General features: G+C 42.9%; 22 protein-coding genes. 8 read left to right on the forward strand and 14 right to left on the reverse strand.

Going from position 1 to position 24,522, the window contains the following annotated elements:
* Nucleotides 1-175: 175 nt before the first annotated feature.
* The 7 genes from ACFQU8_RS13880 (at nucleotide 176) to ACFQU8_RS13910 (ending at nucleotide 3,707) form a co-directional block, all read left to right on the forward strand.
* The gene (locus ACFQU8_RS13880; RefSeq protein ID WP_382361489.1) at nucleotides 176-421 is read left to right on the forward strand and encodes a twin-arginine translocase TatA/TatE family subunit; all 246 of its coding nucleotides are present in this window, start codon (nucleotides 176-178) and stop codon (nucleotides 419-421) included.
* 19 nt (nucleotides 422-440) lie between these two features.
* Entirely contained in the window at nucleotides 441-611 is a 171-nt protein-coding gene (locus ACFQU8_RS13885) for a twin-arginine translocase TatA/TatE family subunit (protein ID WP_382361492.1), read from the forward strand.
* Between the two features lie 86 nt (nucleotides 612-697).
* A complete protein-coding gene (gene tatC / locus ACFQU8_RS13890) occupies nucleotides 698-1,459 on the forward strand; it encodes a twin-arginine translocase subunit TatC (protein WP_382361495.1) in 762 nt (253 codons plus the stop codon).
* 26 nt (nucleotides 1,460-1,485) lie between these two features.
* Nucleotides 1,486-1,707, forward strand: coding sequence for a YozE family protein (locus ACFQU8_RS13895; RefSeq protein ID WP_382361498.1), 222 nt, complete (start codon nucleotides 1,486-1,488; stop codon nucleotides 1,705-1,707).
* A 205-nt stretch (nucleotides 1,708-1,912) separates the two neighbouring features.
* Nucleotides 1,913-2,416 carry a VrrA/YqfQ family protein gene (vrrA, locus tag ACFQU8_RS13900; protein ID WP_382361501.1) on the forward strand — a complete coding sequence of 168 codons (504 nt, stop codon included), beginning with the start codon at nucleotides 1,913-1,915 and terminating at the stop codon, nucleotides 2,414-2,416.
* Between the two features lie 83 nt (nucleotides 2,417-2,499).
* Nucleotides 2,500-3,453: a peptide-methionine (S)-S-oxide reductase MsrA gene (msrA, locus tag ACFQU8_RS13905; protein ID WP_382361504.1), complete on the forward strand. Its 954-nt coding sequence runs from the start codon at nucleotides 2,500-2,502 to the stop codon at nucleotides 3,451-3,453.
* 47 nt (nucleotides 3,454-3,500) lie between these two features.
* Entirely contained in the window at nucleotides 3,501-3,707 is a 207-nt protein-coding gene (locus tag ACFQU8_RS13910; RefSeq protein ID WP_382361507.1) for a DUF6501 family protein, read from the forward strand.
* A gap of 58 nt (nucleotides 3,708-3,765) precedes the next feature.
* Here ACFQU8_RS13910 and ACFQU8_RS13915 read toward each other — a convergent pair whose 3' ends face one another.
* Nucleotides 3,766-4,956: a M14 family metallopeptidase gene (locus ACFQU8_RS13915; protein ID WP_382361510.1), complete on the reverse strand. Its 1,191-nt coding sequence runs from the start codon at nucleotides 4,954-4,956 to the stop codon at nucleotides 3,766-3,768.
* A gap of 155 nt (nucleotides 4,957-5,111) precedes the next feature.
* Nucleotides 5,112-5,381, reverse strand: coding sequence for an acylphosphatase (locus ACFQU8_RS13920; protein WP_382361513.1), 270 nt, complete (start codon nucleotides 5,379-5,381; stop codon nucleotides 5,112-5,114).
* A 151-nt stretch (nucleotides 5,382-5,532) separates the two neighbouring features.
* Between ACFQU8_RS13920 and ACFQU8_RS13925 the strand changes: the two genes are divergently transcribed.
* Complete coding sequence (locus ACFQU8_RS13925; RefSeq protein WP_382361515.1) at nucleotides 5,533-7,053, forward strand: FAD-dependent oxidoreductase; 1,521 nt, start codon at nucleotides 5,533-5,535, stop codon at nucleotides 7,051-7,053.
* Nucleotides 7,054-7,343: 290 nt separating this feature from the next.
* Here the strand turns inward: ACFQU8_RS13925 and ACFQU8_RS13930 are convergent, their stop codons facing one another.
* The 12 genes from ACFQU8_RS13930 to parE form a co-directional block, all read right to left on the reverse strand.
* Nucleotides 7,344-8,651: a D-serine ammonia-lyase gene (locus ACFQU8_RS13930; protein ID WP_382361712.1), complete on the reverse strand. Its 1,308-nt coding sequence runs from the start codon at nucleotides 8,649-8,651 to the stop codon at nucleotides 7,344-7,346.
* Nucleotides 8,652-8,764: 113 nt separating this feature from the next.
* Nucleotides 8,765-9,631, reverse strand: a complete 867-nt coding sequence (locus ACFQU8_RS13935; RefSeq protein ID WP_382361518.1) for a 5'-3' exonuclease — start codon at nucleotides 9,629-9,631, stop codon at nucleotides 8,765-8,767.
* A complete protein-coding gene (locus ACFQU8_RS13940; protein ID WP_382361521.1) occupies nucleotides 9,628-13,245 on the reverse strand; it encodes a dynamin family protein in 3,618 nt (1,205 codons plus the stop codon). Before ACFQU8_RS13940 ends, ACFQU8_RS13935 begins: the two co-directional genes overlap by 4 nt.
* Before the next feature lie 78 nt (nucleotides 13,246-13,323).
* Nucleotides 13,324-13,794: a CBS domain-containing protein gene (locus tag ACFQU8_RS13945; RefSeq protein ID WP_382361524.1), complete on the reverse strand. Its 471-nt coding sequence runs from the start codon at nucleotides 13,792-13,794 to the stop codon at nucleotides 13,324-13,326.
* A gap of 189 nt (nucleotides 13,795-13,983) precedes the next feature.
* Nucleotides 13,984-15,513, reverse strand: a complete 1,530-nt coding sequence (locus ACFQU8_RS13950; RefSeq protein ID WP_382361527.1) for an acyl-CoA carboxylase subunit beta — start codon at nucleotides 15,511-15,513, stop codon at nucleotides 13,984-13,986.
* 20 nt (nucleotides 15,514-15,533) lie between these two features.
* Nucleotides 15,534-16,316: an enoyl-CoA hydratase-related protein gene (locus ACFQU8_RS13955; protein WP_382361531.1), complete on the reverse strand. Its 783-nt coding sequence runs from the start codon at nucleotides 16,314-16,316 to the stop codon at nucleotides 15,534-15,536.
* A 56-nt stretch (nucleotides 16,317-16,372) separates the two neighbouring features.
* A complete protein-coding gene (locus ACFQU8_RS13960) occupies nucleotides 16,373-16,585 on the reverse strand; it encodes an acetyl-CoA carboxylase biotin carboxyl carrier protein subunit (RefSeq protein ID WP_382361534.1) in 213 nt (70 codons plus the stop codon).
* Nucleotides 16,586-16,589: 4 nt separating this feature from the next.
* Nucleotides 16,590-17,951, reverse strand: a complete 1,362-nt coding sequence (locus tag ACFQU8_RS13965; RefSeq protein ID WP_382361537.1) for an acetyl-CoA carboxylase biotin carboxylase subunit — start codon at nucleotides 17,949-17,951, stop codon at nucleotides 16,590-16,592.
* Nucleotides 17,952-18,017: 66 nt separating this feature from the next.
* Complete coding sequence (locus ACFQU8_RS13970; protein WP_382361540.1) at nucleotides 18,018-19,160, reverse strand: acyl-CoA dehydrogenase family protein; 1,143 nt, start codon at nucleotides 19,158-19,160, stop codon at nucleotides 18,018-18,020.
* A gap of 68 nt (nucleotides 19,161-19,228) precedes the next feature.
* Nucleotides 19,229-19,843, reverse strand: a complete 615-nt coding sequence (locus ACFQU8_RS13975) for a TetR/AcrR family transcriptional regulator (protein WP_382361543.1) — start codon at nucleotides 19,841-19,843, stop codon at nucleotides 19,229-19,231.
* Between the two features lie 134 nt (nucleotides 19,844-19,977).
* Complete coding sequence (parC, locus tag ACFQU8_RS13980; protein ID WP_382361546.1) at nucleotides 19,978-22,419, reverse strand: DNA topoisomerase IV subunit A; 2,442 nt, start codon at nucleotides 22,417-22,419, stop codon at nucleotides 19,978-19,980.
* 45 nt (nucleotides 22,420-22,464) lie between these two features.
* Nucleotides 22,465-24,417, reverse strand: coding sequence for a DNA topoisomerase IV subunit B (gene parE / locus ACFQU8_RS13985; protein ID WP_382361549.1), 1,953 nt, complete (start codon nucleotides 24,415-24,417; stop codon nucleotides 22,465-22,467).
* Nucleotides 24,418-24,522: the final 105 nt, after the last annotated feature.

Consider the following 24,522-nt stretch of genomic DNA (forward strand, 5'->3'; position numbering starts at 1 on the left):
GCGCTGCTGGTTTCCCTGATCAGAAAATCCGGTCAGGCTGTACGAATATCTTTGTTCCTAACAGGACAAACTATGTGTGTGAACAGTCATGACATCCTGAGCACAGTTGATAAATAGTTGTTTTTACGTCGTTTGCCATGTTAAACTTGCCCTAGTATTAAAACTTTTTAGAAGTATGCCAGCAAGCGTGAAACGTTGTCCATACTTTGCCTTAAGAAGGTGTGTATTTGTGAATATCGGTTTTCCGGGATTGATCCTCGTATTGGTCATTGCTTTAGTCATTTTCGGGCCGAAGAAACTGCCGGAAATTGGCAAGGCCGCTGGCAATACCTTGCGTGAATTTAAGACATCAGCTCAGGACTTAACGCGTGACACATCTGATGGAGCAAATAAGACAGACAAAGATAAGCTGAAAAAATAAACATGTGGAGTGATAAATAATGGGTTTGGGCAGTATTGGTATCCCCGGTCTTATATTAATTCTGGTTATTGCTCTAGTCGTTTTCGGACCATCTAAATTGCCTGAAATTGGAAAAGCAGTCGGAAGTTCACTTAAAGAATTTAAAAATGCAGCGAAAGATATTGTATCCGATGATTCCGAGAAAAAATGACAATCAGCCAAAAGAGATGGGCAGATAAGAAAGGTGTAGGGGGCAGCCTTACATCTTCTTTATGCTTATATTAGGAGTGTGTACGCATGTCTGAGGATCAGCAAATCAGCGAAGATAAGGATATGGATGTGGTCGGTCATCTGTCCGAGCTCAGAAATCGTCTGATCGTTACAGCTGTTTTTTTTATTGTCTTTTTTGCCGTTGGCTTTATCTATATTGACAGGATTTATGGTTTCATTGAAGATGATCTGCCATTCAAATTAAGTGTGACCGGTTTAACCGATTTAATCTCAGTTTATTTAACTCTGGCAGGCGTTGCTGCGTTGATCGTGACGCTGCCGCTCCTATGTCTGCAGGTATGGCTGTTTATAAGACCGGGATTAACCAAGCCTGAGCGACGAACAAGTTTAATTTATATTCCAGTTATCTTTATTTTGTTTATTGCAGGCCTGGCTTTTGGCTACACCATTTTTGTGAAGCTGATTATCCCATTCCTTCTATCGTTAAATGACGGTATGTTCAATGAGATTTTTACATATGATCGTTACTTTAAATTATTATTCAGGATTGTCATTCCATTTGCTTTATTTTTTGAAATTCCGATTCTCGCGATGTTTTTAACCCGTTTAGGTATGTTAACACCGCAGTTTATGCGCAAATCAAGAAAGTATGCCTATCTAATACTTGTGATTGTCGGCGCATTGATCACACCGCCGGACTTCACCCTGCAGCTTGTAGCGATTGTTCCGCTCGTTTTATTGTATGAAATCAGTATTTATCTGTCCGGATTTGTATATCGCAAAAAGCTGAAACAGCACCAGGAATTCATGGAAGATAGTGATTCCTGACATCTAAACAGCATGGGGGATGGAAAATGCGTTCATTTTATCATTATGCGTTAACTTACCGAGGGGGAAAAGAGCCGAATGCCAAAAGCCGCTTGGCTGAGTGGCTCTTTTATGATCACAGCTTCCCAAAACAATCTACAGATTATTATGAAATTAGTAATTATCTGGAGTTTAATAGTCCTTTTCCCGATGCCTTAGCAGCATTTGATCAACTCTGGGAAGCCTATAAATTAGATAATCCGGATTAAGTCCTGAAAATCATTCTTTTCAGACAATATGGTCGTTTTTTCGTGATCATTTGCAGCAGAAGTGTCTTATTATGCTGACTTGCGCGGTTTCCCGGGCAATAATTTATCAGCGAAACTCAGGCTTATGTTTATATATGTTGGTCTGCACTTTCCTCTATATCACACGTACAATAACCTAAGTGATCAGTATAAGGGGAGGATATAAATGGTCTGGCCGATCCAACAGCAGCCAAATAATTTTATGACACCTAACCAAGGAGCGTTTCCTAATGGTATGCCTCAGCCTCCGCAAACGGAAGAAGGTGGTTTAAAACAGGTTTTTAAACCACAGGGGCAGGGCGGTCAAGGTCTTTTGTCGCCTGAACGAATCAGCGGTCTTTCACAAAAATTAGGAAATCTACAGCAAGTATTAAGTATGGTCCAGAGAACAGCCCCAATCATTCAGGAATACGGGCCCATGGTTAAAAACTTGCCGCCTCTCATAAAAATGATGCGAACATTAAGCAACGACAATAACGCTGATACAGGTGATCCAGAGGCAGAGGACGATGATGCAGATGACGTTATCCCCGATCTTCCTGAACAGGAGAATACCAGCATTGATCCTTTGGAAACAACGGCAGACACAGAAAATAGAGCAGAGACTTTTGATTCACCAGCTGCACCCAGAATTAAAACAGGTGAATCAACTCCTAAATTATTTATTTAATTCAAGCAGGCATAGTGGTTGATTTTTTTGGCTAAAAACGAAAAAATAGGGTTAGAGTGATCCTGAATCTATGGAGGTATTTTATGACGACCGAATTAGCGACATTTGCAGGCGGCTGTTTTTGGTGCATGGTCGAACCGTTTGATGAAAGACCAGGAATTGAAAGTATAGTTTCCGGTTATACGGGCGGACATGTGGAAAATCCGACATATGAGCAAGTCGCCTCAGATACAACAGGTCATGTGGAAACTGTTCAGATTGCATTTAACCCTGAGATAATGTCTTATGATGAGCTCCTTAATACATTCTGGCAGCAAATTGATCCGACCGATAGCGGTGGACAATTTAATGACAGAGGGGAATCTTACCAAACGGCTATTTTTTATCATAATGACAGGCAGCGTCAATTAGCCGAAAAGTCAAAAGAGCGATTAGCCGCAAGTGGTAAATTTTCCAAACCGATTGTGACACCCATACTGCCAGCTGAACCATTTTACCGGGCTGAAGAAGAACATCAGGATTATTATAAGAAACAATCATTTCACTATCGCCTGTATAAAAAGGGGTCAGGCCGTGAAGATTTTATCGAGAAGAATTGGCGCCAGACCCCCGATAAGGCTGAGCTGAAAGATAAGCTCACATCGACTCAGTATCATGTCACACAGGAAAATGGTACTGAGCGTCCTTTCGCGAATGCCTATTGGGACAATGAGGATGAGGGGATATACATCGATTTGATTTCAGGCGATGTTCTGTTTTCCTCACGTGACAAATTTGACGCGGCATGTGGCTGGCCAAGCTTCACGAAACCTGTAGATTCCTATCGCGTTGAGGAAAATACGGATACAAGCCATGGCATGGTTCGTACAGAAGTAAGGAGCAGGGATGCCGATTCACACTTAGGTCATGTTTTCGAGGATGGTCCAGAGGAAGCAGGGGGCTTGCGCTATTGCATGAACTCGGCAGCCATGAAGTTTATCCCGAAAGATGACATGAACGAACAAGGGTACGGAAATTATTTGTATCTGTTCGAATAAGGGTAACTATAATATGATTATGTAAACCAACACAGGAGCGAATAGCGTTGATACACTTGAATTGGGGAGACAGCAAACCCCTTAAAACAATTGAATGTGTCCATGCAACGGCTGACAAATTCATTGTTCATAATAAGCTAACACCAGGCAAACAGTACGCTGTGAAAAATGAAACAGATGAATTTTACTTTATTATTGATAACAGTCAGCGAGTCGGTGGATTTTACAAACATTATTTTAAAGAATTGGAGTAACGAGCCCCGCGAGGCCGGTTACTCCTCATCATGACTTGGGCATGATTGCGTGCCGAAGTCATGATACATATAAATTGGCCAGCATAATCCCCAAGGCTTCCTGATAAATGCTCTCAAACTGCTCAAATGATAGGGGATTGACACCAGCTCCCAGCTCTACGGTATAACCGGGACGTCTGAATTCCTGAATAAACCAGTCTTTAAAGCCTGCATAACTGTCTAAATTCTGTACTGGCCGGTATCCACTCACACGACAGTATTCTCGGGCTATGGCCTTCGCATCTGAGGGCTCCAAATCTGCAAATCCCCAATAAATTTCTTTGCCTTGCGTATGCAGCGCCGTAACACGTTTGAAATCGCGTTTCGCTGTCAACGCTTGCATTGCCAATGCTTCCGGCTCGGTTAGTGGATGGGAACCAGGGTAATCTCTTGGCTGGGGTGAATCTGGTTTTCGTTTTGCTTCTGTATCCCAACAGGCCGGGTACTGATTATTCAAATCAACGCCTGTTATATTTGCTTTCCAATTTGCAAAATCGTTACTCTGATTGTTTAAAGTGAGGACTTCGGTCTGGTAAGCACCGGCTGCTTCAACACCCTCTATAACCAGATCAACGCCATCTAAATTCACCATCGGGACAACTGATAAATGAGTTTGTAAAAAATAGGCGTGGAGGTTCATACCCCTAATGGGGAGCTGATTTGTCAAAGCTAGGAGATATTCATTTAAAAAACGCATAATAACAGCTGTTGTTATCCATTCATTAGCATGAAACGAACCATTGAGATGAACATGCGTTTCTCCGGTACCGATACCTAATTCAGGTATTGTTTTTCCCATGACCGTAGAACCGGCGGATTGTGAACGCATAAAAGGATAAACCGCCATAAGTTTCTGGATGTCACGCTCCAGCTTAGCCGATGTATAATGATCACAGTCAGTGATAATGAAATCGTTGACAGGTTCTGGTATAATAATCTGATCATAATGAGACAGTTCATCCGGGCTGACCAGCTGATTGGTTACTAATAGTTGATCAATGAGGATGTTTCGTTCAATAGCTATCGTTTTTAAGGTATGGCGTGGACTGGATTCAAAAAATAGGGCATAACCAGGAATCTGAACTGTTTGGCCACGCGGCAGCACCTCGGCATCGAATCCCTGATTGGCTTGTTCAAGCAAAATCAGAGGAACATCAAACAGCTTACTGTAATAGGTCAGCGTATCATTCGGGCGACTGACAATTTTCACATAGCATCACTCCTTGCTTTTATCGGCACATAACGATTATATGAACTAAAACAATTTTTATTAAAAGGGATGCCATGCATGTGGAGCTTATAGTGAAAAATTTTGAAAGCAGATTTTTTAAGCCGCTATCTGGCATATATGATAGCGGCTTAAATTTACTTTATAGAAAATCTGCGAAAACCCTGTTCTTTCTGCTGTGTTGTTACCTCGATGTCATGCACATGAATAGATGGACTGAACCCTTTTCTGAGTTTCTGCAGAAAAGATTCTACCTGACTATCTTCACCTTCTACTTCTAATTCGACGGAACCATCTGGCTGATTTTGCACCCATCCTTTTAAATTATACTGTTCGGCATGCTGTTGTGCCGTATATCGAAAGCCCACTCCTTGTACCTGGCCGGTAACAATCGCGTGTGCCAGCATCTTAAGTCACTCCTTTAAAAAAACGTTCTATCTTTGTATAACCGTTTAACCCCTTTTTTAAAACACATTAAACTGAATAAATTATCATTAGATGCCCAAAACTAAAAATCAGCATCTAAATTGTAGTGATACACGGAAGGATTGATATAAGATGGTTCAATTTCCGCAGTTTCCACAAGCACTCTGGCGAGATTCTGCAGAACTGCCTGATTTTCCAGACCTCAATAAATCAATTCAGACGGACATTGCCATCGTTGGGGGAGGCATCACCGGCCTGACAGCTGCTTATATTCTGACTAAAGAGGGCCGGAACGTAACGTTAATTGACGCCAGCAATGTATTAAACGGTGTTACCGGTCATACAACTGGTAAAATAACCGCTCAGCATGGTGTTATTTACGATGAACTCATCCAGCACTTTGGCGCGGAAAACGCATCTCTGTATTATGAGGCCTGCATGGATGCCAAACAATTTATTGCAGATACCATCAGCGCCCAAAACATCGCGTGTGATTATCAAGAGGAAGATGCTTATATTTTCACGAATTCAGAAGATTATACAGCTAAGCTGCAGGCCGAGAAAAACGCTTATGACAAGCTAAACATCTCAGGTGAACTAACTGACAGCATACAACTGGATATTCCTGTGAAATCAGTGCTAAAAATGAATGATCAGGCCCAATTCCATCCTGTGAATTATTTGAAAGGTCTCTTAAATGAAGCCATTCAAAATGGCTTGACTTTATACGAACAGACAACAGCAACCGATATCGAATACAATAAACATCCATCTATTGTGACACAAGACGGTCACCGGATTAACGCCAATTATATTATTCAGGCATCGCATTTCCCATTTTATGATGGGGAGGGTTTTTATCCGGTTCGCATGTATCCAGAACGTTCTTACGTCATTGCTGTTAAAGTGCCGGAGTCATTTCCAGGCGGTATGTATATAAGCGCTGAATCACCGGTGCGATCGATTCGGTCAGCCAGCATAAACGGCGAAACATTCTGGCTGATTGCCGGTGACAGCCATAAGACGGGACAGGCCGAATCAACAATTGAACATTATGATGCTTTACAAGCCTATGCTGAAAAACATTTTGGGATATCTGAATTTGTTTACAGATGGTCAGCACAGGATTTAACAACATTGGATAAATTGCCATATATCGGACCCGTCAGTAAACATGAGGAAAATGTATTTGTTGCAACCGGCTTCCGAAAATGGGGAATGACACACGGAACAATTGCAGCCAAAATAATTAGTGATCAGATTCTTCAATACGATAACCCTTATCAGGAGTTTTTCACGCCGTCACGATTCGAGGCAGATCCATCTGTTCGAGAATTCACAAAAATGACAGCGGACGTTGCTAAACATCTCATTAAAGGTAAACTTGAATACACCAATGATAATGTCAAGGATTTAAAACCAGATGATGCCGTCATAACTAGAGTTAGCGGAAAACGAACAGGCGTCTACAAAGACTCAGATAATCAGCTGTACGCTGTTGATACGACTTGCAAACATTTAGGATGCGAAGTTAACTGGAATTCAGGTGATCGGACATGGGATTGTCCATGCCACGGATCACGTTATGATGTTACAGGTGATGTTATTGAAGGTCCGGCAAAAGAATCATTAGATAAAGTTAATCTGGAATAATGAACATAAATCACGCTGCAACATATTAGATGCCAGCGTGATTTTTTGTCTTGTCTCACTATCACAAGCATACTTGTTATTGAGACGATGCTGACTTATTTTAATCATTACTTCCTATAATATATATTATGTAAACCCGGATATAAAACTCAGCGAGGCAATATCCTCGTTGCTGAACACGTGTATTGCCCCGCTCCATACCAATTCTACTCGCTTCCACCATAACTTTGCAACAGTCTATACTATTTAAATTTTATAACCCATTCGGATGAAACATGTTTTTGAACATTTTAGTTTAACTGCTTGCCTTTTTCATAAAATGTTTCCATATCATTTTTTGGTACAAGTGCTCCGCCAGTTGCCCAAGCGACATGTGTTACCTGATCCATAGCAATTTCCTGGTCACGGCAATATTCCAATACGTGTTCAGGACCGGTTATACCTGATGTTGCGGATGGTTCCAGCCAGATGTCTTCACTGTCAGCAAGCATTGACAGAAGACGGTATAACTCATCGTCATCAATTGTATAAATGCCGCTTACCAGCTGATCAGTAATCGGGGTTGCAAATTTAGACGGACGTCCTACTGCCATGCCGTCTGCCTCAGTCTTGTTATCAATGCCAAAATCCTGGACGCTGACATGGTCCATTTCCCCGGTTGCAAGGCCGATCAAAACCGATGGTGAATGCGTCGGTTCCACAAAAAAACAATGCGCATGATCACCAAAGATTTGTTTTAGGCCAAATGTCAGACCGCCTGGTGAACCACCGACGCCACACGGCAGATAAAAGAATAACGGATGTTCAGCATCAACCGGAATATTTTGTTCTTGTAACTGTTTTTCCAATCGCAGCGCTGCAACACTGTATCCTAAAAACAAATGTTTGGAATCCTCATCATCAACGAAGTAGCCCTTCGGATTGGCGTTTGTTTCTTCCCTGCCCGCTGCAATCGCCTTACCAAAATCACCTTTATATTCCAGAACATGGGCACCTTTTTCCCGAAGCAAGTCTTTTTTCCACCGTTTAGCATCTTCGGACATATAAACAGATACGTCAAAACCAAGTTTAGCACTCATGATACCGATACTTAAACCTAAGTTTCCGGTCGAACCAACACCAATCGAATACTGATTGAAAAACGTCTTAAATCGTTCGCTGCTGAAAACTGCATAATCATCACTCTTTTTTAGAATGCCTGCATCAAGTGCCAGCTTTTCCGCATGCTGCAGTACTTCATATATGCCGCCCCGCGCTTTAATTGACCCGGCGATCGGCAATTCATTATCACATTTCAGATAGAGTGATCCTTCTACTGCAGGCAGACGTCTTGCCTGCATATGAGGAATAGGCCGCAAAGGTGACTCAAGCACGCCATGTGTCTCATGCGTATCCGGGAATTCTTTTTCGATAAAAGGAGCAAAGCGCTGCCAAAGTTCTTCCGCAGCTTCTATATCATCACGCGTTATAGGCAGAGATGCTTCGTTTATACCTTTGAAATTTGGATTCGTCCAAAAGACAGGTTTTAAATTCAGGACATTTTTTAAGACCGGATACTCCCGTTGCCATTCAGCGATTTCTACTTGTGAATAAACGATTTAAATCACCTTCTTCAATTTAATAGAGACATTCCTAAATAAAAGTTTATCATGATATGCACGATTATGAAACTTAATTCTTACTTTCTATAAAAATTATGATAGCGTTTCAATTATTTTGACATAAGTCTGTCAAATGACAAATCAGCTAATTTCTGCCGCGCCGATTCCCCGTCATAATACCACTCAGCACGATCTGAGGCACATGCTACTGGAATATCACAATTGATTGCGGCAAGCTGCCGTGATAAATGCAGCATGCTTGCGTTTTGCTCTATCTTTGTGCGGCTGCCTTTTGGCAGCTCATCCAGATTTTCCAGCATTTGATCAACCGTTTCATATTCCTGTAATAGTTTAAGCGCCGTTTTTTCACCGATGCCCTTCACACCGGGATAGTTGTCCGAGGTATCACCCATTAGTCCTTTTAAATCAACAATTTGCTGTGGGTAGACGCCTTTTTTCTGAAAAAATGTTTGATAATCAAACATTTCATAGTTACCCACACCATTTCGCATGATCGCAACCTGGACACGATCATTAACAAGCTGCAGCAGATCCTGATCCCCTGTTAAGACCAGCACATTATGTTCTTCCGCGTATTGCTTTGCCAGTGTTCCAATGCAATCATCAGCCTCATAGTTTTCCAACCCGATGTTGGGAATACCAAACGCGTTAACGACTTCCTTAACAAGGTCAAATTGAGGCAGCAGGTCTTCCGGCGGTTCTGGCCGGTTTCCTTTGTATCCTTCATATAAGGCTGTTCGAAATGTTTTGCTTCCCATATCCCAGCAGCAAATAATATGCGTTGGTGAAAATCGATCAACGGCATCAAGAAAATAACGCATAAACTGATACACCCCATTGGCCGGGATACCACCAGGTGTTTTCATAACGCTGCCCCGGAATGCCGTAGCATAGAAGCCGCGAAAAAGCAAAGCCATACCATCAACCAGCATAAGTCTTTCATGTTGTCGGGTCATGTCTCCCCCTCCTTTTCGGCCTGGACAGTTGTAAGTGCATCATGCTTTTGTTCCAGCGTTTTAATATCTATCGAGGGATCATCGATCATTTGCAGCTGATTAGCGATGTAACTATCAATCTGCTGATAGATAAACTGTTTACTCTCATCTAATATATGAGACCACTGCTGCAGGTAAGCATCCCGCATTTTTTCCTCGTAAACAGCAATATAGTTTTGAGCATATGGATATAAGCGATTGAACAGCTCCGTCATCATTGTTTCTTTCTCGTTTTTAACAAAAAATGCTTTCGTTCCATTAAACTGTTTCAGTTCTTTAGCGAAATCAGAACTCTCAAGCTCTAGAAAAGCTTGCTGAAACTCTGGTGTCATCAATTCCGGCGGCTCAGCATCAGGCAGTATAAATGCTTCATCAATCGAGCTGCTTTGGGATTTATAATGCTCAAACAGTTCTTGCTGCATATCGCGAATCAATGATTCTATTCGAAGTGAGACGGCGCGTAATTCCTGTAATAAATCATAGCCCACGTCATCAAGCAGATTCATTAAATTATCAGCTAATTGCGTCTGCGCTTTACTGCCTGATTCAGTTATGGTCGTTGGATTAAATGAGTCCTTGAACCAGTCATGAAAACGAATGGACAGCCGTTCCAGAATATAGTACACCTGTTTTTGGAGTTTCTGGCTGATTTTTTGCTCATAAATGGCCGTTTCCATTGATTCAGTCGCTTGCTTGAGAGATTCTTGTTTACGTAATAAATCAGCACGGGCTTGTTCTTTTTCTGTTGCATCCATTTGCGCTGAATGGAGATAATGATCAACAGCTTGTTTAACCCGGCGTATATCCCGGTTCGCTGCCTGAACAGTCAGCGATGTGAGTTCATTATGAATGAATTGATTAAAGGATGCTTCAAATGCTGTCATCTGCTGATTTAAGGCATCGTTATTCATTTTATCTTTCAAAGATTGTTTGCTCGACACCGGAAATATACGCGGCATCCGAATACCAAGGCCTGTCAGTTGTTCTTTAATATATTGCTGCACCATGTTTTGTTCCGAATCATCTTCTGCTAAATCGGCTGCATTCATAATAAAGAACATTTTATCCAGATGGAACGCGTCCTTTACGCGGCCAAGCTGCATCAGAAAATGTTTATCTGCCCGGGAGAACGGATGATTGTAATAAGTGACATACAAAATGGCGTCAGCTTGTTTAATATAATCGAATGCGACATTTGTGTGCCGCGCATTGATCGAATCCGCGCCAGGTGTATCCACAAGGGTGATGCCTTCCCGGGTCAGTGAGCAGTCATAATAAAGATCAACAGATTCGAGATAACACGCTTTCTTCTCATCTGTCACATAATCCGCAAATTCCTCGAGGTGTGTCGTCAAAGACTCCCCAATGTATGGCTGACTGGCCTGATAGCCATCCAGCATCGCCCTCAGATAAGCTTGTTGGGTCTTCGCCAGCTGCTCATCCTGATATACAGCCTGCTCACGGATCCATGTCAACAAGGAATGCAGATCATTTGCTTGAGGTTTCAATGCACTAGTTATGGCTTTCAGATCATTCACCAGAGCTGCTTCATCTTTTAAATGCAGGACAACCGTCCCATGGGGGCAGGTCGATGTTACCGGTTGAATACGATTGATAGCAGCTGTTGTCGGATTGGGTGCTGATGGCAAAATATTTTCTCCAATCAGCGCATTGGCAAAGGTTGATTTGCCTGCGCTGAACGCACCAAATAACGCTATCGTATATGTGCGGTTCTTAAGCCGGTCACGCTTTTGCTGCAGATCCTCGATTAATGATTGAAAACCAGGCAAGCTGGAAACGGTTCTGATCGTCTTATCCAGATCATCCAGTATATGATCCCCCGTTATGACAGGCTCCTGGACTGGACGGTCATCAGTCTCAGTTGCCGCAGCTTCAGGTGATTCCAGGTTAGACAATTGTTCAGACGTACTAGCTCGTTTATATTTTTCTGCCGATGCACGCATCAATAGTTCCGGATCGTATGCTGCCGATTGAGGATCTTCTAAAAGATTAACCACTTCCTCCTCTTTTTCCTGCAAGGTATTCTGCCGCTGTTCTTCCTGCCTGTTCTTCTGACAAATTTGTTCTAACTGTTCTTGCTCTGGCGTATAGGCGGACAGTTCCTGTTGTGTCTTGTCAGCTATTTTAGCGTACAGGTCATCCCACAACCGTATAGCTTTTTGTTTGAATGATTGTTTCACATCAGAACTAATGTCTTCAGTGTAATGCAGAATATAGTCCCCTGTTACTTGAGCACCGGGTTTGATCAATTGTTTAAGAGAATCGGCATCATACGTTAGTGATAAATTCTGTATTTGCTGTGTCAACGCCTGGTCATGCAGATCATATTCCTGCAGCAATCGCAGCCATTTATCACGCACTTTCCATAAAATGGATGTCTCAATCGATTGCTGTAATTCAGTCAGGAACGTATTTGTCCGTTGTTCCCGTTCAGCCTCTGTCTTTTTCTTCGTGGCAAATAGACCTCGTTTAAAGTCGCGCTGCTGAGATTCTAAAAACGCTTGTGCTCTGTCACGTAATGCAGCCGGCATGACGTAGGCGTTTTTAAGCGTATTATTCAGTGTGTCGAAAAAATCCTGGCGCATTCTTTCAGGCTTTTGGTTTAAATCGTTTATTTGAGCATTAAGCTCTTCCAGCCTGGCCTCAGCATTAGCGAGTGATTCGTCTGCCGTCGCTTCACCGGGACTTTCCTCGCTCGCATAAGCTTCCTGTAAAAAAGTCTTGTGTTCATTAACGACTAAATGCACTGATTGACTGACCGAATCGACTTTATGCCAATCAGAGGCCATCATTGTCTGCAATGCCTGCTTAACATCAGTAAGCTGATTGTACGAGGCATGCAAATCCATAAGTGACGTATAATAGATTTCTCTTGGATTAATGTCCCATTGATCAAACGTTTGTTTAATTTTTTCGGTAAATGTCTGAAATGTTAATTCCTGTTCATCATGCTTATCAATCTGGTTAATGATTAAATAAACAGGTATCTTATAATCTTGCACTTTTTTCAGGAAATATAAATTAACATCCGACTGAACATGATTATAGTCCATGACATAAAACAGAGCATCTACAAGATGCAGCGATGATTCCGTGATCATTCGATCCGTATCATCAGCGGCATCAATCCCGGGCGTGTCTACAACAACAGCATCATTCACCAGCATCGTGTCTGGTGTATCAATCTCGAGTTCCTTAATCACACCCTTGTTTGTCGCATACGCTTTAACCATATCGATATTATAAGGCTCTTCATATTCCAGCAGCTGTCCATTATTCAAATAAATGCGGACCTTACCTTCGCCTGATCTGATTTTGACGATGTTCGCACTGGTTGGAATTGGACTTTTGGGCAATAGTGAACGATCCAGCAAATGATTAATCATCGATGACTTGCCCGCAGAAAAATGACCAGCAAAACTGATCATAAATTCCTGGCGCCGCCATTTTTCATAAATCTGCAAAATTTTATCAGCGCTGCTTGTATCACCATTTTTTTGCATCAGTTGATATAAACCGGCTAACTGTGCTCCATTCATTTCAGTTTGCATCATACTAGTCGTTTCCCTTCAATACGATCAATCATACTTAATTATACCAGAGAACAGTATCTGCGAACAGGTTAGCTGGCCTTATTGGTCGTTGTCATGTGTAATAATTTGATTAGAGATCATGCGCATAATATCGCCGCGGCTAACGACACCGACCACTGTATTGCTGTGATCAATCACCGGTATCTTTTTGAAGTGGTGACCAGCAAATATTGATAAAGCCTGCTCAATACTATCATCCGGGTAAACAGTGTAAATATTCTTTTTCATAATTTCCTGCACTTCTTGTTGCATGCGGGTTTCAACACTCTCTTCGAATGTCATTTTTTCATTAAAAAACACCATATAAAAAGCATCATAGATGTTACGCCCTTTTGGCTGCAAGTAACGTATAACGTCACCATCACTGGTCATTCCGGTTAAATAGCCATCCTGATCAATAACGGGCACACCACCAATATGATTCGTCACCAAGGTCTTTAGAAGTTCTTTTATTGCCGAGTCTTTTTTAACTGAAACGACATCTGTGATCATAACATTTTTAATTAGCATGGCTGCTCACTCCTTGTTAGCTGCGTTCTTAATTAGAATCGATTGTTTATCTTATCCCTTTGTTTAGTTTATCATATTTGGACCATTTCATTACACTCTTATCATTTTTAATTAACATAATATAATTATTGTTAAGTCTGTGGAATAAAAAAACTCTGGTCTATAAATTTAACCAGAGTTTTCAGCCCGTTAGACTGGGTATACACTATGTTTTCGGTCCGTGAATGTGATGTTTTTGGCTTCATAGACACGGAATCGTTTGACCAATTCATTTCTTAGATTATCAGGATTAATGACAGCATCCACAACCATTTCGGAAGCCAAACGATATATATCGATATCATCCTGATAGGCATCTTGTTTGTCTTTGATAAATTCAGCTCGTTCTTCTTCTGGCAATTCGGCTATTTTATTGGCATATACAGCATTTACAGCAGCTTCCGGTCCCATAACAGCAATCTGTGCTGTTGGAAGAGCCAGGCAGGCGTCAGGTTCAAAGGCAGGTCCCGCCATCGCATACAGACCGGCTCCATAAGCCTTGCGAACAACCACAGAGATCTTGGGAACCGTAGCTTCGCTCATAGCAGCCAGCATCTTGGCCCCATGACGGATAATGCCGGCTTGCTCAACTTGTGTACCGATCATAAAGCCTGGAATATCCATTAAAAATAACAATGGTATATTAAACGCATCACACAACTGGATGAATTTCGCTGCTTTGTCCGCTGAGTCAGCAAACAATACGCCGCCCTTCATTCGCGGCTGATTAGCTAAAATACCTACCGATTTTCCATTCATTCTCGCTAAACCGGTTATCAGCTCCGGAGCAAATTTCTTTTTAATTTCACAAAAACTATCTTCATCAATTATCTGATTGATTAAATCAGCCATATTGAAAGCAGCATTCTGATTTTCAGGGATCAAATCCGTTATGGATGTCTCGAACGACTTAGCATTCGCTGGCTCACCAGCAGCCGGTTTATGCCGAAAATTGGCTGGAAAATAAGTCAGATAACGACGTGTATAGGTGATGGCTTCTTTTTCAGATTTAACGAGAACATCACCAACACCTGAAACTGAGCAGTGCATATCAGCGCCGCCCATGTCTTCAAGACTCACCTGTTCGCCGATGACTTTTTCCGCCATTCGCGGTGATCCCAAATACATGGAAGCATTGCCCTGAACCATAACAACAATATCACAAAACGCTGGTATGTAAGCACCACCTGCTGCGGAAGGGCCAAAGAGCAAGCATACTTGCGGTACACGGCCGGACAGCTTAATCTGGTTATGAAAAATGCGGCCCGCTCCCCGCCGGCCGGGGAACATGTCAACCTGATCCGTAATACGTGCCCCAGCAGAATCCACTAAATAAAGCATTGGAATTTCGAGACTTAAAGCTGTTTCCTGTATACGGATGATTTTTTCCACAGTCCGTGCGCCCCATGAACCGGCTTTAACCGTTGAGTCATTCGCCATAACACAGACATCCTGACCATTAATGCGGCCAATCCCAGTGACAACACCATCTGCTGGCAAATTATCGTCCATATTATTGGCGAAAAAACCATCTTCTATGTCCATGTCATCGTCACATAATAATTCAAGACGTTTCCGGACAAATAATTTTCCTTTTTCACTGTTCTTTTGATGATATTTTTCTTTGCCACCCTGTCTGATTGTGTTGATTCTTTCATTTAAATCATCACTATAAGCCATTTGTCTCCTCCTTCCTCATCTTAGAAACCCTGATAAACAGGTTTTCGTTTGTCCCGGAATGCTTGAAGTCCTTCCAATCGATCGTCAGTCGTAATGGTTTCTTTGTAGCATAAATGTTCAATCGAAAGGGCTGTTCCTAAATCCGTCTGCGAGCCTTGATTAATCGCGGTTTTAGCCTGTTTTACCGCAACAGGACCATTTGCCGCAACGGCTCCTGCCATTTCCATAGCTTCGTCAAGCAGTTGAGCGGATGATGCAGTTTGTTCCACCAGACCCAGCTGTAATGCCTCAGCAGCAGTCATGCGAGCAGCGGTAAAAATCAACCGTTTTGTCTGTCCTGCTCCAATTAACCGCGTCATCCGCTGCGTTCCACCAGCCCCTGGTATAATAGCAAGAGACGTTTCGGTAAGGCCGAGTTTAGCATGGTCAGCAGCAATTCTGATGTCACAAGCCAGTGCCAGTTCAAGACCGCCGCCAAGTGCTGATCCATTCAAAGCTGCTATAACCGGCATTCCCATCATTTCGATTTTGCGCGCAACTTCACCAATCGCGGAAACAGCCGCAATGGTTTGCTGTTCACTCATACCTTTTCGCTCTTTAAGGTCTGCTCCGGCACAGAATGCTTTTTCACCGGAGCCTGTTATAATCGTGCAGCGAATTGAATCGGTTGCCTTGATATTATCAATGTGTGTGTTTAATTCATAAAGCAACTCTTCAGATAACGCATTCATGGCTTCCGGCCGGTTAAGTGTTAACACTGCTGTATGATCATACCGTATCTCATAGTTAACGTATTTCCCCACAATGATTCTCCTTTCTATGGCAAACAGGATAAAACATGTCCTCGCATGAAAGGATTTTACTCAATAACTGCTATAATATCACCCTGATTGACAAAGTCACCTTCAGCAACCTTCAGCTCTTTGACTATACCACTGTCTTCAGATGGGATGGGTATTTCCATTTTCATTGATTCCAGAATAACAATATCCTGATCCGCCTCAACCTTAGCGCCTTCACTGATTTCAATTTTCCATACACTTCCTGCCATTGATGCTTTTATTTCCGTCATGTCATCACCTCTGGTTTGATTTTTCGTTTGTCAAATAATAGTTTTCCACAAATGCTGTCGTCGTGTTGCCTTTCGCAAATTGCTCGTGGCCAAGAATCTCCATAAGCAGCGGAATATTCGTTTTAATGCCATCGACACGGTAGTCACGCAACGCTTCTTGTAATAGTTTGATAGCTTCCTGCCGGTCAGATCCCTTAGCAATCAGCTTCCCAATCAACGGATCATAGAAAGGGGTTACATCAAAATCTTTGGTAACTGTTAGTTCATTACGAATTTTCGAGCCTTCTGGAGGTTTAAATTCAGATATATAGCCTGGTGAAGGTAAAAAAGTGTCCGGATCTTCCGCATAGATACGCGCCTCAATCGCATGGCCATTCCTTGTGATAGAGTCTTGAGTGAACGGGAGCTGCTCGCCTTCAGCAATCAGGATCTGCAGCTTGACAATATCCAGACCAGTTATTTCCTCAGTTACCGGATGTTCTACTTGAATGCGTGTATTCATCTCCAGAAAATAAAAGTTTTCCTGCTCATCTACCATAAATTCAATTGTACCGGCACTGGCATATCCAAGTGTTTTAGCGGCTTTAACAGCAGCATCCCCCATTTTTTGGCGCGTCTGTTCAGATAAAACGGGTGATGGTGCTTCTTCAATCACTTTTTGATTCCGGCGCTGTATAGAACACTCACGTTCAAATAGATGGACAGCATTTCCATAGTTGTCTGCCAGCAGCTGTATTTCGATATGCCGCGCATTAGCCAGCTTTTTTTCCATAAACATCGCACCGTTACCGAAAAATGTGCGGGCACGTTTGGAATTACTCTCAAACGCCTTTGTTAATGCATCAGCAGAGTCGACAGCCTGCATTCCAATGCCACCGCCGCCGGCTGATGCCTTCAGCATGACAGGATAACCAATATCGCTGGCAGCCTGTATAGCTTCCTCTGCCGATTGGACAGCGCCATCTGTCCCCGGCACAACAGGAACGCCTGCTTGTTCCATCGCTTCTCTGGCAGCAATTTTATCACCCATTGTTTCTATAACGTTTCCTGAAGGCCCAATAAACCGAATTCCAGCTGCCTCACACTTATCAGCAAAAGCACCATTCTCACTTAAAAAACCGTACCCTGGGTGAATAGCATCTGCATGACTCTTTTCAGCAACTGACATAATTTTGTCTGCATTGAGATAACTTTCCTGAACACGCGATGGCCCGATGAAGTAACTTTCATCAGCCAGAGAAACAAATGGTGCCCCGCGATCAGCTTCTGAGTAAACAGCGACCGCTGTTATGCCCTGCTTATGACAGGTGCGGATAATCCGCGCGGCGATTTCGCCCCGATTGGCAATTACGCATTTCTTAATCATCTCATCCCCCCTAAATCGATAAACGTCACTTCCTGATTCGCACCGGATCGCAGAAGTTTCATCCATTCAGCAGCCTAATTGTCTGGCAATCACCATGCGCTGGATTTCTGATGTCCCCTCGCCTATTTCCAATAATTTAGCATCTCGAAGATACCTTTCAACTTCATATTCGCGCATATAACCGTAACCACCATGAATCTGAATGGCCTGATTGGCTGCCCTGACCGCTGTCTCAGTGGCATATAATTTCGCAAAGGCAGCTTCTTTAGAAAACGGCTTATCCTGGTCTTTCAGCCAAGCCGCCTTGTAGACCATATTCCGCGCAAGCTCTACTTCCATAGCCATATCAGCCAACTTAAATTGAATGGCTTGAAAATTAGAAATAGATTTGCCAAATTGGTTGCGTTCCGTAGCATAATTGAGCCCCTGATCCAGTGACGCTTGCGCAATTCCCAGGCCCAGTGCAGCAATCGAGATACGACCCCCATCCAATGTATACATAAACTGACTGAATCCTTTTTTCGGATCGCCCAATAAATTCGCTTTCGGCACGCGGACATTATCCAGTACAATTTCAGCCGTATCCGATCCGCGGACACCCATTTTGTCATAATTGCTCGTAATTTTAAGACCGTCCGTGTCAGAAGGGACAATAATGGCGGAGATAATATTTTTGTTATCATTTGTTTTTCCCGTGATAGCGGTTACAATAATAGTATCAGCGAAACTTGCATTGGTGATAAAACATTTCTCACCATTAATGATATAGTCATCACCATCTTCTGCTGCCGTCGTTGTCGTGCCACGGGCATCCGAGCCGGCATTTGGCTCCGTCAAGCCAAAGGATCCCAGCGCCTTGCCTTCAGCCATCGGTTTCAGGAACGTATTCTTCTGCTCTTCTGTTCCGAAATAATAAAGGGGGCTCGCACCGAGCGAAACAGTTGCTGCAAAGCTGAGACCAGTGCTTCCGCATGCCCTTCCCACCTCTTCAACGGCTATCGCATAAGAAACGGTATCACCGCCTGACCCTCCGTATCTTTCAGGGAATGGAATGCCTAATAAGCCAAGTTCTCCCATCTCGCGGAATGTGTCACGCGGAAACACAGCGTCGCGATCAATTTCGATTGCACGCGGTCTTATGGTGTTTTGAGCAAAATCATGCACCATTTCCCGTATCATCGCCTGTTCATTCGTCAGTTCAAAATTCAAGGCAGCTCTCTCTCCTTTATTTTTCGCTCTGATAAGACCGACTGGTTGGTCTGTTCAGGCGCTAAAAATTAGCCATCTAAATCCTTTTTAACACTCGCAAGCAGCAGATCCTGGTAGGTGCTTTCTGTCAGTGAATCCGGTTTCAAAACAGCGTGTAATATTAAATCAACATAAACAGAACCAATGTCATCAATCGACATCGCTCCAGATGGCTGATACCATTTATACGTCCAGTTGACCATCCCCAGAATGGCCATAGCTGTCATATCAACGGGGATACGATCCCTGAATTCACCAGTTTCCTGTCCTTCTTTTAAAACCTCTATAATGATTTGTTTAAACGAATCACGTTTCTCCCTTATGCGCCATTCATACTCATATTTCAAATAGATATCTTCCTGATAAAAAACCGAAATATAAGGTTTGTAAAGATCAAATGTTTTAACAAATTCCTTAACGATGGTCTGAAGTTTCTGAGTCGGGACGAAGTATGTTTTATTGGCAATCATCGCCTGTTCCAATGCATATGTGATGAACGTATCATGGATGACAAACAGGAGTTCATCTTTACTGTAAAAATGATGGTAAAAGCCACCTTTAGACGTGCCGGTTTGCGCTACAATCTCACTAACAGTTACCCCATGAAAACCATTTTTATCAAACAAGACTAAAGCCTCTTCCATAATCTTTTGTCTTAAGTTCGTCGTCAGCCTCCCTTCACTGTCATGATTAGTATAGCATATTTTTTTGAAAATACGAAGAAGTTTTAAAAACAAACAAGACAGGTCTGAATTTTGTAAACCTGTCTTGTTTAGCATCAGTCTTCAAAAGGTTTCTGATACGAAGCTTCCTTCCAAACCTCTGTTACCTCACCTTGATTGTCACTATTAATAACAAAGGAGCCATTGCTGTAGCGGGAACTCGCGGTCAGCTCAAGCGGATCTACATGGTGTATCTCGTCCTGGCTTGTCCGGAAATAAATCGTTTCACCACCTGTCACTGTATAAAGGCCCTTGAGACGGTGCGCCTTTGTTTTTAATTCTCGAAGCATAAGCTGGCCACGGCTGGCACGATCGAATTTGTCAAACTCACGCAGTCTCATCCGTTTAACAGCTCCACGTTGTGTTATCACTGCAATAGATGGTCCTTCCTGTTCTGCAAATATTTGTCCGCTGACAACTCTTTCGTTCTCTTTTAGCTTAATAGCTTTGACACCTGCAGCCCGCTGTCCAACGACAGATATTTCTGATTCATCATACCAAAGGCCAAATCCTGTATCAGTAGCAACAAAAACATGTTCCCGGCCATCTGTTTGCTGAACACTGACAACCTCATCATCATTCTTCAAATTAAGGGCAATCAGTGCCTTAGAATAACGTCTGGCCTTATATAAAGACAATTTACTGCGTTTAACCATACCGTTTTGAGTGAAAAAGATAAGATACTGGTTTTCTGTAAATGCCCGCACCGGAATAGCCTGGACAATCCGTTCGTCCTGATCGATCGAGACAAAGTTAGAAATATGCTGTCCCAGGTCCTTCCATCTGATATCTGGCAACTCATGGACAGGAATATAAATATATTTCCCCTTGTTTGTGAACAGGAGGATGTGGTCAGTTGTATTAAGCTCCAGTAACCCCGCAAGATGATCACCGTCTTTCATCCCGGGATCTTCCCCATTTGAAGCATTGTAGGAACGGGTGCTCGTCTGTTTCACATAACCATCACGTGTAACCGAGAAAACAACATCTTCTTTCGCGACTGTAACATCAATATCGAAGGTTAAGTCGTCAATCTCATTTTCTATAACGGTTCGGCGCTGATCAGTAAATGTGCGCTTGATCTGTTTCAAATCACGTTTGATATGCTGCAATAGTTTTTTGTCGCTGGCCAGCAATGTTTCGAGCTCCTGAATTTGTTTCGCTAACGTTTTTGCTTCTTCCTCAAGCTGTGAAATATCTGTATTCGTCAATCGATATAATTGCAGGGTTACAATTGCTTCCGCTTGTTTCTCAGAAAAATCATAATTAGCTATAATATGTTTTTTGGCATCCTTCTTGTCTTTAGATGCCCGTATTGTTGCAATCACATCATCAAGAATCGAAATAGCCTTAATCAGGCCTTCTACAATATGGGCACGATCGTTTGCCTTATTTAAATCAAAAACAGTTTGTCTTGTAACAACGTCTTTTTGATGTGCGATATAAGCATCAAGAATTTGCGGCAGCGACAGCTGTTCAGGCGTTTTTTCATGAATGGCTACCATATTGAAATGATAGGTTACTTGGAGATCCGTGTTTTTATAAAGATAATTTAGGATTCCGTCACTATCGGCACCTTTCTTTAGCTCCACAACTATCCGCAGACCAGTTCGGTCCGTCTCATCGCGTACTTCAGTTATACCTTCCACTTTACGGTCAATCCGCAATTCATCCATCTTTTTAACCATGGTTGCTTTATTAACATCATAAGGAATTTCATCAATCGCTAGCTGTTCGCGGCCGCCACGAATCGTCTCCACCGCTGTTCTCCCGCGGATTACAACCTTTCCTCTTCCTGTTTCATAGGCATTCCGGATGCCATCAGCACCTTGAATAATACCCCCGGTAGGAAAATCAGGACCTGGCATAACCTGCATTAATTCATCCACGGTAACAGCCGGGTTATCGATTCTTTTAACCACAGCGTCAATTACTTCACCCAGATTATGGGGCGGTATATCAGTTGCATAGCCTGCTGATATACCCGTCGATCCATTTATTAAGAGATTAGGAAATCTTGCCGGCAGAACGACCGGTTCTGAGATCGTATCATCAAAGTTAGGAATGAAATCAACGGTTTCTTTACCAATATCCCGCAGCATTTCTGAAGCAATTTCTGATAGTTTTGCTTCAGTATAACGCATGGCTGCAGGAGGATCTCCGTCAAGGCTCCCGTTATTGCCATGCATCTCTACCAGACTGCTGCGTTCCTTCCAGTCCTGGCTTAAGCGAACCATTGCTTCATAAACAGAACTGTCACCGTGCGGATGGTAATTACCAATAACGGTTCCGACTGTTTTAGCAGCCTTACGGAAATTCTTATCGTATGTATTGCCTTCTTCGTTCATTGCGTACAAAATTCTCCGCTGGACAGGCTTCAAGCCATCCCGGGCATCCGGAAGCGCCCGTTCTTGAATGATATATTTGCTATAGCGCCCAAACCGGTCACCCAGCACCTCTTCAAGCGGCAGATCCAAAAAATTTTCTGCTTTTGCCAAACCAATTCCTCCTGTGCACTTTATCCATTCCTTTGCATTATATTTCTATGAATGAATTTGATCATTTTCCAGTATGTTGGCATCGTCTTCCATTCCGAATTCGACGTGACCTTCAATCCATTTTCGCCGCGGTTCTACCTTATCACCCATCAGAGTGGTGACACGTCTTTCGGCGCGGGCCAGATCGTCAATGGTGACCCTGATTAATGTACGTGTTTCCGGATTCATCGTTGTTTCCCACAGCTGATCAGCATTCATCTCACCCAGACCTTTATAGCGCTGCACGGTATAGCCTTTTTTGAATTCATTAATCGTCTTTTGCATTTCTGTATCGTCCCAGGCATAAACAGTCTGCTCCTTATTTCCTTTTCCCTTGCTGATTTTATAAAGCGGCGGCAAGGCAATATACACCTTACCTTCCTCTACAAGCGGGCGCATGTACCGGTAGAAAAAGGTTAGGAGGAGCACTTGAATATGGGCGCCATCCGTGTCAGCATCCGTCATGATAACAATTTTATCATATTGGCTCTCGCTCAATGTGAAATCGCCGCCAACACCTGCGCCAATCGTATTAATAATTGTTGAAATTTCCTCATTTTTCAAAATATCCTGCAGTTTCGCCTTCTCCGTATTGATCACTTTGCCGCGTAATGGCAGGATGGCCTGAAATTTGCGATCACGTCCTTGTTTGGCCGATCCGCCAGCCGAATCACCCTCCACAAGATACAATTCATTATCCGCCGGGTTTTTGGATTGAGCCGGCGTTAATTTACCGCTTAAAAGTGTGTCTTTTCGTTTTTTCCTTTTTCCTGACCGTGACTCTTCCCGTGCCTTTCTGGCAGCATCACGTGCTTCCTTTGCCTTCATAGCCTTACGAATAAGGGTGCCGGCTGCTTCCGGATTCTCTTCTAAAAAGTAGGAGAGATTTTCCGATACGACAGCATCAGCGACCGACCTGGCATCTGGTGTACCCAGTTTATCTTTGGTCTGGCCCTCAAATTGCAGCTTTTCTTCCGGAATGCGAACAGAGACAAGCGCCGTCATTCCTTCCCTGATATCTGTACCTTCAAGATTTTTATCTTTTTCCTTCAGAAATGCATTTTTTCTGGCATAATCATTAAAGACACGCGTAATGGCCGTTTTTGCACCGGATTCATGTGTGCCGCCATCTTTTGTGCGTACGTGGTTGACAAACGACAGCATATTTTCCGCAAATCCATCGTTAAACTGAAAAGCAAAGTCCGTCTCAATACCTTCTTGCTCACCTTCAAACGAAACAACCGGATGTAATGCATCTTTTTCTTCATTCAAGTGTGTTACAAACGATTTTAACCCATCAGGAAATTGAAAAACTTCCTGCATATTGTCCCGCTTGTCTGTCAGTTCTATTTTTAAGCCTTTCAATAAAAAGGCCGCTTCTCTAAGCCGTTCCGATATTGTTTCATAGTTATATGTGGTCGTCGTAAAAATCGCAGGATCCGGTTTAAAGTGAATGATGGTTCCCTTTTTATTTGTTTGGCCTAATTTTTCCAAAGAACTGACAGGTTTGCCGCCATGTTCAAAACGCTGCTTATATCTATAGCCATCCCGAAAAATGGTTACCTCAAGCCACTCAGACAACCCGTTAACGACAGACGCACCAACGCCATGCAGACCACCGCTTGTATTATAGCCGCCCTGGCCAAATTTACCGCCGGCATGCAAGACGGTGAAAATAACTTCGGTTGTTGGTCTGCCGCTGCTGTGCAGACCAGTCGGAATGCCTCTGCCTGTATCTTCAACCGCAATACTATTATCATGGTGGATCGTCACTTTAATGACCGAACCATAGCCGGCCAGTGCTTCATCAACAGCGTTATCAACAATCTCGAATACTAAATGATGCAGACCACGCTGGTCAGTGCTGCCGATATACATACCAGGTCTTTTTCTAATCGCGTCAAGCCCTTCCAGAACATGGATCGACTCATCTGTATATTGTAATGGTTTGTTTGCCATGAAGCCCTGTCCCCTCTCTTTTACTTAATCAAGCATACACGTTATCCAATCAGTATTTCAATGATAGAACAAACGTTTCGGTTTGTAAACTGTATTTTAGCTTAT

The sequence above is a fragment of the Lentibacillus kimchii genome, from assembly GCF_042666895.1.
Taxonomy (GTDB): Bacteria; Bacillota; Bacilli; order Bacillales; family Amphibacillaceae; genus Lentibacillus; species Lentibacillus kimchii.